This is a genomic window from Streptomyces sp. x-80 (assembly GCF_046549095.1).
Lineage (GTDB): Bacteria > Actinomycetota > Actinomycetes > Streptomycetales > Streptomycetaceae > Streptomyces > Streptomyces celluloflavus.
The window spans coordinates 1-12,677 of the sequence record NZ_JAJPWM010000036.1 but is presented as its reverse complement, the minus strand read 5'-3'; the positions used below and the strand labels follow the sequence as shown (position 1 = coordinate 12,677).

Here is a 12,677-nt window from a genome sequence, read left to right as displayed (position 1 = left end):
GTCGCCACCAGGAGCTGAGCGGTTCGCCTCGGCGGCTGCGGCTGCTGCGGCTTCGGTGGCGGCCCGCTCACTCTCGGCCTTCTTCCAGCTGGTCGTCATCGCCCCTACGAGTGGTACCAACCCTTCTCGTCCAGCGGCAGCACGTCGAAGCTGTCGTGATGGGCTGCCGGCAGCCCGTACGGCGGGTAGTGCCGCACCACCGTCACCGGCTCACCGAACTCCCGCACACACGCCCGCACCAGGCTTTCGGCCGCGTTGATCAGCCCGGCGCCCAGCTGAAGATCGGTGGCGATCGTCAGGTGCCCGCCGCCCTTCGTCGGCCACCCCCGCAGCCGCACGTGCGTCCGGTGGTCATCGATGTCCGGGAAGTACCAGGCGTGGTCATCACGGATCGGTGACAACCGCGTCGGAACGGTTCGGCCCTGGTAGTCAAGGAATTGCACGCCGGGAGTGCCGAACTGAGCGAGCATGACGTTCACCAGCCGAGGAATGCTGTCCTATCGCACCGATGGCACTCGGATACCGAGCTCGGGCGAACCTGTGGATGCGAGCCCACCCGGGCAAGATCAAGGCCGTCGGGCGGGCCATGGCGCAGATGCCCGAGGTGGGATTCGCCGCCGCGGTATCCGGACCGTACAACCTCCACGCCGTCGTACAGTGCCGCGATCTCGACGAACTGTTCGAGTTCACCACCGACCGCGTCGGAACCCTGCCCGGTGTCGAAGGCATGGAGATCAGCCCCGTCTTCCGCCAGATCAAGCAGGCCGGAACCCGAGTCGACGGCGACCGCCTGACCGACCCGCCGAGCGAGCACAGCCACCGCTGACACCCGCGACAGAGACGCTCCGGGCGCGCCCTGCAACCACAATCCCTGCCTCCGAGCACTCCAGGTGCACACGGTGCCCGGCCGGCTCGAAGCCCGGACCAGATCGCAGAGAAGACCGACGCGAGCGGCCACGGTGCTGGGTGAGCGGAACGGAGATCGATAGCAACCCGATCCGCCGGTTCCCGCATGCGCGGCCAGGCACCAACTATCGCGTCCCAGCTCACGAACGCGGGACTCCGACCAGAACCCAACAAACCCAGAGCCTCACCCTGCACTACATGTCCGTTCGTCGTAGCTATCCGAGCTATCCGAGAACGGGGCCGATCCGCAAGCATCACCAGCGTCTTGAGATCGGTGAGCGGGCGCTCGGCCTGACGGACTGCGTCAACGCCCGCCCTCGCCTGGCGCCCAAACCGCTCGGCCATCCTGCCGATTACGGTCGTCGTCCGGTTCCCGGGCGCAGGGAGCGATCGAGTTCTGGACGCGCTACTCGGCTGTCCGCGGCCCGGCCCGCGGGGTGGCGGCTTCTGTTCGCCCACCAGCCCGGTCAACTCCACGGCTGGCGCGGTGGGTTGAGGTGGCGCGGAGGGGTGGGGCTCTTGCAATTGGACAGACGACAGATCTGAACAGAGGGTTCTCCTGGCAGTGCGGGGAGGCGGCCGTCCGATGTCTGCGCTCGGGTGGGCGCGCTGTCCAGGGAGTCGAGGAGCTCACCGAAGGTGACCGTCTCTTCGTCGTACTCGAAGGTCATGGCGGCGGCGAGCGTCGCCCACCGGTCGGCGCTGCGTCCGCAGTGGTCCAGCAGCATCTTCAGCGCGACCTCGGGTTCGTGGCGGGAAAGGATCTCGTCGGCGGGGATCTGGCGCAGGTGCTCCGGGGTGTGGTGACGGGACTTGACGACTGCCCGGTAGACCTCGGAGCGGGAGAGGATCTCACCGACGGCGGGGGAGTCGAGCCAGGATTGCAGGACGGCCGCGGGATCGGGGTGCTTGCCGAGTTCGTCGTCGCTCAGCAGCCGCAGCACACCGTCGTCCTCGTCCTCGTCGGCCGGGACGGCCGCCGTCGTGTCCAGGAACCAGTCGGGGCCGCCGGCCTTCTCGGCGATCCAGGCCAGCTCGGCGGGGTGCAGCACGTGGAGGACGTCGCTGACGGCAGCGTGTGGGGTGTGCGGGTTCGCGGCGAGGGCGGCCAGGGCCTGGACCCGGCGGTGCTCCGAGTGGCGTTCCAGGAGCCGGGCCGGACGGTTGTAGTCGGCGTCGAGGCTGTCGTCGAGGATGCGGATCAGGGTCCGGCTCGGCGCGGGGGAGACGACGGCCGGCTGGTCCAGACAGGCGAGCTGAGCGCAGGCACCTGCGAGATGGCCGGGGTTGGCGCTGAGGAGGGCCAGGTCCTCGGCGAGGCGCAGGACACGGCCGTCGAATTCGTGGTCGTCGGCCTGCTTCTCGGGCAGGCCGAGCAGCTGGCCACGGGTCACGAGAGCGTCGGCGGCCGCGTGCAGCCGGTCGGCGGCGAGGTCGGCCAGGCGCGGGTTTTTGTGGAATCGGTGGGCGATGTGGTGCAGGGTCCTGCGCGCCGCCACCTGCGGGTTGGGCAGCTCAGCGAGCTCGGGAAGGCACAGAGCCGGGAGGCAGGCCAGCAGCAGGTTCTCGTTGAGGGCGGGAGCCGGGTCTTCGGCGGGAAGTTCTTCGCCGTCCGGGTCGGCGGTGGCGGCGTGGAGTCGGGCGTCTTCGAGAGCATGGGTCTCGGCCTGGTCCAGCAGCAGGTGCTGGACGGCCGCCCCGAGAGTGGGGTGTGCGGTGAGTTCCGCCCACCGCCCGGGGCACCTGGCCAGCATCGCCCAGCCGCTGTGGCCTCCCAGCTCCAGCGACCAGTCCTTCGAGAACGCGGACACGGCCGCCCCCCCCTCTTCGGGTTCCGGGAGGAGCAGGTACGCGGCGAGCGGGGTGAGGCAGGCTTCCAGGACGGCGTCGAAGAGTGCCTGCGGCAGGGGCGGTGCCGGCGCGGCCCCTTCGGCGCGGGTGTAGCGGTCGGGATCCCAGTCTCGGACGACCCGTTCCACTTCGTGGCTGGGGAGGCGGGGCAGGAGAGCGATCGCTGCCTCGACCTGGCCGGGGTGCCGTGCCAGAGCAGAGATCAGCCCGGCCCAGACCCGGCGGGTTCGCAGGATGGCGGGCAGGTCGGCGGCGGTCACCGTGCCTTCGGCCGCCAGGGCGGCCAGCGACTTCTCGTCGGCATGCACCAGGAGCCGGCTGCGCAGCCGCTTGGCGGACGTCCGGGCCAGCAGCGCGGGCAGCGCGGCCCGGAGGGCTTCCTCCCGCCACTGGTCGGCCCGGGTGTCGAAGCCGTGCGGACTCGTTGCCGGTGTGCACAGGGCCTCGATCACCGTCTTGAGGGCTTCCTTGGGGAGGTCCTCGCTCATCGCAAGCTCCCGCCACAGCGGGTACGTACGGGCATTGACCATCCTCGGATCCCCTCCCACGCCTGACCCGGCGTCACCGCCCGGTCGCCATCTGTGGAACGACCGTACGCGGCACCCGGCCCCGAGCGGGACGCGATCCACGAAGTCGACTCGCCCTGTGCGCTGAACCGGGCCCTGCCCGGTCCGTTCGGTGGTGGCCGGGATGCGGACCTGGGAGGACGTGCGCCTGGCGGAGAAGGAACTGGTGCTGTTCGACCTGGCACCGCTCGCCGACGGCCCCGGCGGGATCTGTGAACCGCTGCCCGAGGAGACCTTCGCCCTGTTCCGCGAGCACGGCCTGTCCGCTCGCTCGCGTGCCGGCTGCGGGGTGCCGGTGACCGACCGGCACCCGCGCTGGCCAGGCGTGCTGGCCAGCGTGGAGAACGAGGGCGGGCCGGAGTGCGACCGCTCCCGCCTCGGGGGCGAGACCCCGCGGCGGGTCGGTCACGTCCTCGACTCGCGGTCGTGCCCGACCCGAACACCCCTGATCTCGCCTCCGAGGAGTTCCCCGACGGGGCGGGCCGGACGGTTGCCGGCACCGGCCGGGTCCGGTTCCCGCGGGGTGCTCGCCGGGCGGCTCCGCCTGACGCTCGTCTTCACGGTCATCGGCTGGTGCCGCAGAGTCCGTGGCCGGTGCCGGGGCGTCGCCGGGGGACACAGTGCCGGTGGGCGCGGAGCGGTCGTCCAGGGTGATGGTGACCGGCCGGCCGTGCGGGGAGCGGCCGGTCAGGCCGGGCTGGATCCGCTCGTAGACGGTGGCGGCCGGCTCCTGGTCGCCGGCGCCATCACCGGCCGTGCCCGGTCAGCCGAGGAAGTCGACGTGGTCGATCAGGCCGTCGCGGACCCGGTAGGCGACCAGCACGCGGAGCGGGTCGTCCGTGATGCCGTGGGCGATCTCGTGGTCTACCACCCAATCGCCCTCGGTGAGTCGGCCGACGATCTCGGCCCGGCAGCGGCCCTCGGCGAACATGTCGGCGTACGCCTCCCGCACGGCGTCGCGCCCGAGCAGGCGGTCGCCGCTGCGGCGGTTGATGCAGACGTCGGGTGCGTACGTCGCCGCGAAGGCTTCGAGGTCATGGCTGTTGTAGGCGGCGAGCTGGCGTTCGACGATGGTCTCTGGGGTGGTCACCAGTTGATCATGCAGAGTGTTCTCTCGCTCGTCCAGGGAAAACCGGGACTACCTCCCGTTCGGCATCTGCCTGTAGCCACCCCCACCCCAGGCCGGCCGGCCGCCGCGTCCACGGCGGTGGGCGTTCCCGGCCGCCGCTGGAGGGAGCCACCGGAGGCCGGGAAAGGAAGCCGGCGACGCACGGCAAACCTGGTCCGACGGACTGCTCCACGGGATGTCGGTGCCCGCTGCCCGGCCGTCGCCGTCATCGCCGACAGCGACAGAATGCTCGCCCCACGCCCGGCGAAGTACCCCACAGCGGGGCACTCCCGCATGCCCGTCAGCTTGACAAGGCCGGGCCCATCCACTCGGCCAAAGTCCGTACGTCCTGCCCGACCTGCGTTGCCGCCCCGGTAGCCAGCCGGTTGCCGCCGTCAGAGCGCCTCGCCGTACGCGGCTTCCTCCACCGCCCGCAGGATCAGCCGGAGCTCCTCCTCGTCGGCGGCCTGGACGACCGCGCCGAGCTGCACCACGCAGCGGGACACCAGCGACGCGGCGGCCTCCAGCACGGCCATCTCGCTGCGGGAGCACTTCAGCGCCCCGGGCCGGGAGCGCATCAGCAGCCTGGTCGTGTTCCAGTCCACCGAGGGGTGCGTGCCGCTGCGGTCGATGACCGGCTTGCCGGCGGCCGCCGACAGCTCCCCCTCGTCCTCCAGCAGGCGCCGCAGCCAGAATCCGTCCCGGTGCGCGCCGAGCAGCCGGGGGCCCGCCCGCGTCCCCCGAGTTCGCGCAGCCGTGGGTTGTCCGGGTCGAATCCGGTGGCCTCGCGAAGGTTGGCGACGGTGGCCTGTGCTGCCCGGTCCCAGTCCGGGTAGAAGTGTCGGCCGCGGGGTCGAGGAAGGTCATGCGGGCCAGGTTGTCCGCCGGCCCGAACGGGGCGTAGAGGGCATCGGCCAGGGCGTTGACGGCGAGGAGGTCCAGGGTCCGGCTCATGACGAACGCTGGAGTGTTCGGGTAGCCGTCCATCAGCTGTCGCAGCGCCGGGCTGACCCGCTCGGCGGCGTGGACGGAGGGCCGGTCGTTCGGCGTGGCCCCGGCCAGCCGGTACAGGTGCGCGCGGGCGTCCGCGTCGAGGCGCAGCGCGCGGCTGAGGGCGTCGATCACCTGGGGTGAGGGGTGGCGCTCGCGCCCTTGTTCCAGGCGGGGGTAGCAGTCGGCGTTCACTCCGGCCAGGACGGCGACCTCTTCACGGCGAAGTCCAGCAACTCCGCGGGCGCCGTAGCCCGCCGTGCCGACGTCCTCCGGCCGCAGGCCGGCGCGGCGTCCGCGCAGGAAGTCTCCCAGGTGGTTGTCGTCCATGCGTTCAGGCCAGGCGGTGGCTCGGTGTGCTGCCTGGGTGTGCCCCACCCAGGCAGCACGCGTCCTGGTTGACAGCGGCCGGCCTGCCCAGACTCGTTTGGAGCGGGACAGAACCGCGCCGACCGGGGAAAGGAGTCCGCCATGACCGGGACCACTGGAGACGACAACGTTGACGTGATCGGTATGTGGGTGACCAGGGACGGTCACATCCGTCAGGAGCTGCTGCCGGACGGCCGTTACGACGAAGCCCGCGGCGAGCGACCCAGCGCGTACACCGGCCGGTACACGGTGACCGGCAGCCACCTGGACTACGTCGACGACACCGGGTTCACCGCCACGGGCGACATCCGGGACGGAGTGCTCTATCACGAGCACCTCGTGCTCTACCGGGAGCAGAAGTCGTCGTAACGGAGACCGCCGCGGTCGCCCTGGTCACCGGGGGCGAAATTCGCCGTCGGCGGACGAAGAAGTCCCGATGCAGCAGTCAGCACCGACGAGAATCAAGGACCATATCCATGGCAGGACAACGACTTGACGGCAAGGTCGCGCTGATCACTGGCGCGACCGGCGGCCTCGGCACAGCGACCGCCGAACTCTTCGCCCGCGAAGGCGCCCGGATAGTGATCACCGATGTCGCCGAAGGTCCCCTGCGGGACCTGACCCACCGGATCGGGGCACGTGGCGCGGAGGTCGTCGCTGCCCGCCTCGATGTCTCCTCCGCGCGGGAGTGGGACGAAGTGATCACCGTCGTACGCGACCGGTTCGGAACGCTGGACGTGCTCGTGAACCTCGCCGGCATCCTGGACTGGCCGGGTATCGAGGACACGCGGGAAGAGGCTTGGGACCGCGTCATCGACGTGAACCAGAAAGGCACATGGCTCGGCATGAAGGCGGCGATGCCGCTCCTGCGTGCGAGCGGCAACGCGTCGGTGATCAATACGTCGTCGGTGCTCGGCCTGGTGGGAAGCGGTGCGGCCGCGGCCTACCAAGCGTCCAAGGGGGCCGTGCGCCTGCTGAGCAAGACCGCCGCGGTCGAGTACGCCCGGCAGGGAGTGCGGATCAACTCGGTGCATCCCGGGGTGATCGCCACGCCGATGATCCAGGAACTCCTGGACGACCAGGGCGACCAGCAGCCGGACATCCGACGCACCCCCATGCGCCGAGCCGGCCGCGCCGACGAGATCGCACCCGCGATCCTCTTCCTCGCCTGCGACGACTCCTCGTTCGTCACCGGCTCGGAGCTGGTGGTCGACGGCGGGCTCACCGCGTACTGAACAGCCCGGCCGTGCGACGTCCACAACGGCCTGCCGTGAACGCCGCGCCCCCGTGAGCGCGTCAACGGCTTCGCCCACCTGGCCCGTTCACCGCGCCACTGCACAGCACTTCAGGTGCCCCGCACCGGCGCCTGCACGCACCTTCTCCAGGGAACGGAACGCACCATGACACCTGCAACTCCGTCCGCCGAAGCCGCCGAAGCCGCCGAAGCCGCCGAGTTCGCCGAGTTCGCCGGAAAGGCCGCCCTCGTCACCGGGGCCGCGCGCGGCGTGGGCAAGGAGACCGTGGCGCTCCTCCACGCCCGCGGCGCCCGCGTCGTCGCCATCGACCTACGCCCCGACACCATGACTCTGCCGGACGAGTTTCCCGGCGTCCTCGCGATAAGTGGCGACATCACGCAGGAAGAGACCGCCGCCCGCGCGGTGCGATCGGCCCTGGACACCTTCGGAGGACTGGACATCCTGGTGAACAACGCCGGACGCACCCTCAACAAGCCCGTCACCGAAACCACCGCCGAGGACTGGGACGCCGTGATGGCGGTCAACGCCCGCGGCGCCTTCTTCTGCGCCCGCGAAGCCTTCCGGGCCATGAAGACCCGCGGCGGCGGCGCCATCGTCAGTACCGGCTCCTACACCTGCACCGTCGCCCTGCCCGAAGGCGCCGCCTACAGCGCGTCGAAGGGTGCTCTGGCCCAGCTGACCAAGGTGCTCGCCGTCGAGGGCGGGCCACTGGGCATCCGCGCCAACCTCGTTGCTGCGGGCGTCGTCGAGACCGACTTCCTCGACACGATCCGGTCCGACAGCCGTGCGTACCTGGCGTCCTTCGCCAACGCGCAGCCCCTGGGCCGAGTGGCGCAGCCCGAAGAGATCGCCGAAGTCCTGTGCTTCCTCGTCTCACCACGCTCCAGCTTCATCACAGGTGCCGTGGTCGCCGCTGACGGCGGCTTCACCGCGGTCTAGTGCCGTACTTCGCGGGGTTGTTGATTCGCATGGTGTGACCGGGCTTGGGGGTGTCCGGGGCCGGGGCGTGGCGTCGGGTGGGGTGCGTCGGCTTCTTCCCGGTCCCCGCGGCCACGGTCTGTCCGTCAGCGCCTTGATGTGGTGGTGACGTCCCTGGTGGAGAAGCCTCTGGGCGCTCTGCCTGTCGCTGCCGAGTTTCTGCGCCGGCTGGATGTCGCCGGAATTGTCGACGGGGCGTGTCCTGGGGGTGCGAGCGTGGATCTGACCCACGGGCAGGTGATCGAGGCGCTGGTGGCCAACCGGCTGACCTCGCCTGCGCCGCTGGCGGGTACGTCCCCCTCTACCTGCCCACCCAGCCCGGCCACCGCGGCCGGGCAGCGCACATGTGGGTCACCGAGCAGGACCGCCGAAGATGCCTGGAGGCCACCACCGACGCCGTGGTCGATACGTCCCCGGCACCGTCGACGGCCTCGCCCCCCGCCGAACCCGAACGCCTTCCCCTCAGCCGCGAGTGCTTCCGGGCCTTCGGCACGTGGCGTGCACCGGTCGGCCGTGTGGCAGTCCGGCGGGCCAGCGTAGGTCCAGATTGTGCCGGACGCGTCGTGGACCCGGTTGTGGTCCCCCCCCAGGCCACGGGCCACCATGTCCGGTCGCTGTGCGGTCCGGACGCTGCCCGTGGGGCACGCGGACAGTCGGTGTGGGCATCTCCACCGCGCGCGAGCCGACCTCCGCGACCGGCCCCAACGACGTCCTGCGCCACGGAGCGGCCGGCCACATCTTGCCCGGCTGGGTACCGCTGTCCTGAGCAGCGCGCGTTCAGGACGGCGTGCGAATTCGAACGCCGCGCTACGGCCGGGTGCGCAGCAGCAAGCCGGGTACGTCGAGGCCGTGGCCCACGCCGACGGAGGCCCCCGCGGACTGGCGCCGGACGCGCCGTGCTGTCCGGGCGGGCGCCGCGGTCCTGTGCTGCTCGGCTGCTGGACCGTCGTCGCCCGGCCGCCGACGTCGGCCATGCCCCGCCGACCGGGCCGGCCCGGTGCCGACCGGCTTCCAGCGTTGTGCCGGCCCGGCCGCCGAGTTCGACTGCGGGCGCACCCTCGTTCTCCCTCCTTGCTGCGCCCGGTTTCAGCCACAAGAGCCGGGCGTCGGAGGCGCTCCGCCCTCGCGCGGGCGGCGGCGGTCTTCCGCTCGCGCTGATCGGAGGCGTCCTGGCACGTCTGCCCGCGCTGCCGGCACAGGCCGGGCTCTCGTTCGGGAAGAGGCCGGCCGCAGTGGGTGCAGTCCTCGAAGGGCCGACGGGACGGGCGCGGGCCGCTCGGACTCGTCACCGCGATCACCCCGATGATGACCGAGCGCGGACTCGCCGACCCGGCTGCCGGCGGCAGCGTCCTGGCCCAGTTCGACGGCGTCCTCGCCGCGGCCGCGCCCGAACTCGCCGGGCACGCCCGCGCGGTGGTGTTCGACGCGGACACCGGCCGCCTGGACGTCGCCCCGACGCCCCGACGCCCCGGCGTACGGAACGAAGCTGCGCTACAGCGCGTCGGAGCTGATCGCGGCGGCCAAGGCGAAGGAGCCCGGCGTGAATGTCCGCGCCCTGCACGTCCTGCCGTCCGCGCCCGGAAAGGCCGGCCCCGCCACGGTGGCCGCCGCCCCGGACCCGCAGCCGACCGCGCCCCGCCGCGCCGGTGCATCGACGGACCCCGCCGGACGGCTACCGCCGCGCCCTCGAAGCCCACCGCGAAACCGCACCGCCACGCCGAGTGAACCCGGCCATCACGGGGGCAGTGGATCGGCGGAACCGTGCGATGCGCCAGCTGCGCCAGCTGCGCCAGCTGCGCGAGCGCGCGTTCACCGACAACCAAGCGACCTCCGGGAGCGGACCGACGTCGCTTGAGACCGCTCAGGCCGAGCGCCGACGGGCGGCCGAAGCCTCCCACGCGATGGCGCTGTACCGGGCCCGAGCCCGGCCTCGCCCGCATGGTGCGACTGCCTGACGACGACCGCTACGCGCACCCGGCCCAGCACCAGATGGTGTGCGGGTAGGTGCACGGGTCGTACGGTGCGGCGAAGTTCGGGCCGGGGCGGTCGGGGAATCCGGGCCGGACCGCTTCATGACGGCGCTGAGGAGTCAGGAGGCGGGCGGTCCGGCTTTCGGGTAGGCGGCCTCGACGTCCTCGGTGGTGCCGGCGAACCGGCACTTCTCCCATGCGGACTGGCCAGAGCACCCAGGGGGTTGGCGATCTGCTGCCTCGATTCGCCCATGTGCCGGGCCTTGGCCACAGCCACGGTGATCTGGGGGTCGATCTCCGCCTGAAGGTCGTGCAGCGCGTCCGGTGCGGCCAGCGGGCGCTATGGGGTCAGGGCGTAAGCGGTCGCGCAGACAGGCGGTCGGCAGACGGGGACAGGCACGGTTCCGTGATCACGGAGTTACGACGCTCCGTGACCACCGGAGATCCTGTGCCTGCGCTGCCATCATGGCTGACTGAACCGCTGTGGGAACGGCTGTGGTGTTGGCGAGATCCCGGCGGTGGCTGCGGGCGTCGACGCGTCGTAGCCGGGAGTGGCTACGCGAAGAGCGGCGGTCAGGTAGCGGTGAACGATGTCCAGTTCGCCCGGGGTGAAGTCCTCGGCCCCCTCGACCAGGTGGGCGATGAGCGGGCCGAAGAACGATCGCCCCAGCTCCACGGCTTTCTGCTCCACCGTCAGTACGACGCGTCGTCGGTCGTTCTCATCGCGCCTGCGGCGGACGAGCCCCAGGCGCTCCAGCCGGTCGAGCAGGGCGGTGGTGCCGGCCGAGTTGAGCCGCAGCGCCGCACCGAGCCGTCCCGGGGTGACGTCGGAACCCGCCCGGTCGGCGTCAAGCAGATGGATGAGGGCCCGTAGATCGGTCGGGTGCAGGCCGTTTCGCGCGGCGAACTCGGCGCCGCGCAGATCGAGTTCCACGGTCACTGCGCGCAGTAGATGGACCAGCCGCATCGCGGGGTCAATGTCATCACTCACCGGGCTAGTATCTCGCCAAGCGAGATACTTGGTCAACGAGACAATTCCTCGGGGGTTCACCGTGTCCTCATCCCAAGAGTTCTTCGCCGCTTACGACGCACTGCTCGCTCGCTGGCCCACCGGTACCGCCGAGATCGACGTTCCCACCCCGTACGGGACCACCCGCGTCCACGCCTACGGCCCCGCTGACGCTACTCCCGTCCTCCTTCTGCACGGCGGCGGTTCCACCGGCGCGGTCTGGTTTGCCAATGCCCCAACTCTTGGCACGCACCACCGGGTGCTGGCCGTCGACATCCTGGGCGATGCCGGACACAGCGTCCCCGGCGGGCGCCCGCTGCGCACAACCACCGACCTGATGGCCTGGTTGGATGCGCTGCTCGACGGCCTCACCGTGTCCCGCACGCACCTGCTGGGCCACTCCTACGGCGGCTGGATCGCCCTGACCTATGCCCTGCACGCCGCGCGACGGGTCGATCGGCTGGTACTGCTCGACCCGACCCAGTGCTTCGCCAACTTCCGCCCGGGTTTCCTGGTGCGCTCGCTGCCGGTACTGCTCCGCCCGACGCAAGCCCGCGCACGCGCCTACCTGGACCGCGAGACCGCAGGGACCGACACTGACCTGGGCTGGAAGCGGCTCTATGCCCTGGCGGCCTCGGGCTTCGCGAACCGGAAACTGGTCGTCGGCCGCCGCCCGGACCCCACGGCGCTGAGCGTTCCGCTCCTGGTCCTTCTCGCCGGCCGCAGTGACGCCCACGACGCCGCCAAAGTCGCAGCCTACGCACGCAAAGCCGTACCGGACGCCCGGATCGAGATCCTCGCCGAACTCACCCACTTCGCTATGCCCACCGCCCTGCCTACCCAGACAAACCACCGGATCACCGACTTCCTGGCAGACAACCAGGAGAATCAAGCCGCCCCGGGCGCGGTGTGAACGAGAGCAAGCGGAGCGGACTGCGCTGAGGCCATTCAGCAGCTCGATCCACACTGCGGGGGAAGGTGTGGAACGTCGCGTAATTCCTCCCCTGAAGCTTCGCGGAATGGGCCAGGGGTATCGCGGCGCCTACGCCTGCGTCGCCATGCGGACAACGGAGCCGCTCCTCGTTCCCCACGGTGGCCAGGGTCGCCAGGGTTGCCGGGCCGCCTGATAGCCGCCGATCATCAGGGCTGGTCAGGGCGGATCAAGGGTGGGCGAATGCCCAGCGCGAAGCTCCGCCACAGGCGCCCTTGAGGGCACTGTCCAGCCCCCACACTCAGCAGTCGGACGGCCCGTCACCGGCCTCAACCAGCTGGGGAATTACGTGGAGCCGAAGGGTGCCGCCGGCGGGGAATTGTCTGAACGCCCACAGAAGGTATGTGGTCATTCACGGTCGGCGCCGGGGCGTCCCTCCCAGCGGTGGGTGGTCCAGGCTCGGCGGATAAGGCTCCGCACGGTGATGACGGTATCCGCGAAGTCGAAGAAGGCGTTGACGACCTCGATCCGGCGTTCGTCACAACGCGCAAGCCGCCGCCGACGCGGACACACCAGGCCCAACCCTCACACCCAAAGACATACCGGACCACCAGAACACGAACCGTCCACTGAGTGGGCGTTCAGAGATGGTTCGTGCTTATATGCGAGTTTTACGGCTGTCAGGATTGTGGCATTTGCGTCGAACGTGCTCCTTCGCGTCTGTCAAGCTGCCGCCATGGTCG

At 71.0% G+C, this 12,677-nt stretch carries 11 protein-coding genes and 2 pseudogenes; 6 read left to right on the top strand and 7 right to left on the bottom strand.

The window, feature by feature from the left end; translation table 11 throughout:
* Positions 1-104 precede the first annotated feature (104 nt).
* On the bottom strand, positions 105-470 hold the full coding sequence (locus ACLJWH_RS39380) for a hypothetical protein (RefSeq protein ID WP_411146629.1): 366 nt from the start codon (positions 468-470) through the stop codon (positions 105-107).
* A 38-nt stretch (positions 471-508) separates the two neighbouring features.
* Between ACLJWH_RS39380 and ACLJWH_RS39375 the strand changes: the two genes are divergently transcribed.
* Positions 509-826, top strand: a complete 318-nt coding sequence (locus ACLJWH_RS39375) for an Lrp/AsnC family transcriptional regulator (protein WP_411146628.1) — start codon at positions 509-511, stop codon at positions 824-826.
* A 547-nt stretch (positions 827-1,373) separates the two neighbouring features.
* Here ACLJWH_RS39375 and ACLJWH_RS39370 read toward each other — a convergent pair.
* The 4 genes and pseudogenes from ACLJWH_RS39370 to ACLJWH_RS39355 form a co-directional block, all read right to left on the bottom strand.
* Entirely contained in the window at positions 1,374-3,245 is a 1,872-nt protein-coding gene (locus tag ACLJWH_RS39370) for a hypothetical protein (protein ID WP_411146627.1), read from the bottom strand.
* Between the two features lie 841 nt (positions 3,246-4,086).
* Positions 4,087-4,413: a nuclear transport factor 2 family protein gene (locus tag ACLJWH_RS39365; protein WP_411146626.1), complete on the bottom strand. Its 327-nt coding sequence runs from the start codon at positions 4,411-4,413 to the stop codon at positions 4,087-4,089.
* Positions 4,414-4,826: 413 nt separating this feature from the next.
* Complete coding sequence (locus ACLJWH_RS39360) at positions 4,827-5,036, bottom strand: hypothetical protein (RefSeq protein WP_411146625.1); 210 nt, start codon at positions 5,034-5,036, stop codon at positions 4,827-4,829.
* Between the two features lie 137 nt (positions 5,037-5,173).
* Positions 5,174-5,751 (bottom strand): annotated as a pseudogene (locus tag ACLJWH_RS39355) (helix-turn-helix transcriptional regulator); the annotation flags it as partial.
* Between the two features lie 141 nt (positions 5,752-5,892).
* Between ACLJWH_RS39355 and ACLJWH_RS39350 the strand changes: the two are divergent.
* From ACLJWH_RS39350 to ACLJWH_RS39335, 4 genes are all read left to right on the top strand, one after another.
* A complete protein-coding gene (locus ACLJWH_RS39350; protein ID WP_411146624.1) occupies positions 5,893-6,159 on the top strand; it encodes an Atu4866 domain-containing protein in 267 nt (88 codons plus the stop codon).
* Positions 6,160-6,266: 107 nt separating this feature from the next.
* A complete protein-coding gene (locus ACLJWH_RS39345; protein ID WP_411146623.1) occupies positions 6,267-7,025 on the top strand; it encodes an SDR family NAD(P)-dependent oxidoreductase in 759 nt (252 codons plus the stop codon).
* Between the two features lie 165 nt (positions 7,026-7,190).
* The gene (locus ACLJWH_RS39340) at positions 7,191-7,985 is read left to right on the top strand and encodes an SDR family NAD(P)-dependent oxidoreductase (RefSeq protein ID WP_411146622.1); all 795 of its coding nucleotides are present in this window, start codon (positions 7,191-7,193) and stop codon (positions 7,983-7,985) included.
* Between the two features lie 1,275 nt (positions 7,986-9,260).
* Entirely contained in the window at positions 9,261-9,749 is a 489-nt protein-coding gene (locus ACLJWH_RS39335) for a hypothetical protein (protein WP_411146621.1), read from the top strand.
* Between the two features lie 708 nt (positions 9,750-10,457).
* Here the strand turns inward: ACLJWH_RS39335 and ACLJWH_RS39330 are convergent.
* Positions 10,458-10,961, bottom strand: coding sequence for a MarR family winged helix-turn-helix transcriptional regulator (locus ACLJWH_RS39330; RefSeq protein WP_411146661.1), 504 nt, complete (start codon positions 10,959-10,961; stop codon positions 10,458-10,460).
* A gap of 85 nt (positions 10,962-11,046) precedes the next feature.
* Between ACLJWH_RS39330 and ACLJWH_RS39325 the strand changes: the two genes are divergently transcribed.
* Positions 11,047-11,916: an alpha/beta fold hydrolase gene (locus tag ACLJWH_RS39325; protein WP_411146620.1), complete on the top strand. Its 870-nt coding sequence runs from the start codon at positions 11,047-11,049 to the stop codon at positions 11,914-11,916.
* A gap of 426 nt (positions 11,917-12,342) precedes the next feature.
* Here the strand turns inward: ACLJWH_RS39325 and ACLJWH_RS39320 are convergent.
* Positions 12,343-12,489, bottom strand: a pseudogene (locus ACLJWH_RS39320) (IS5/IS1182 family transposase); the annotation flags it as partial.
* Between the last annotated feature and the right edge of the window lie 188 nt (positions 12,490-12,677).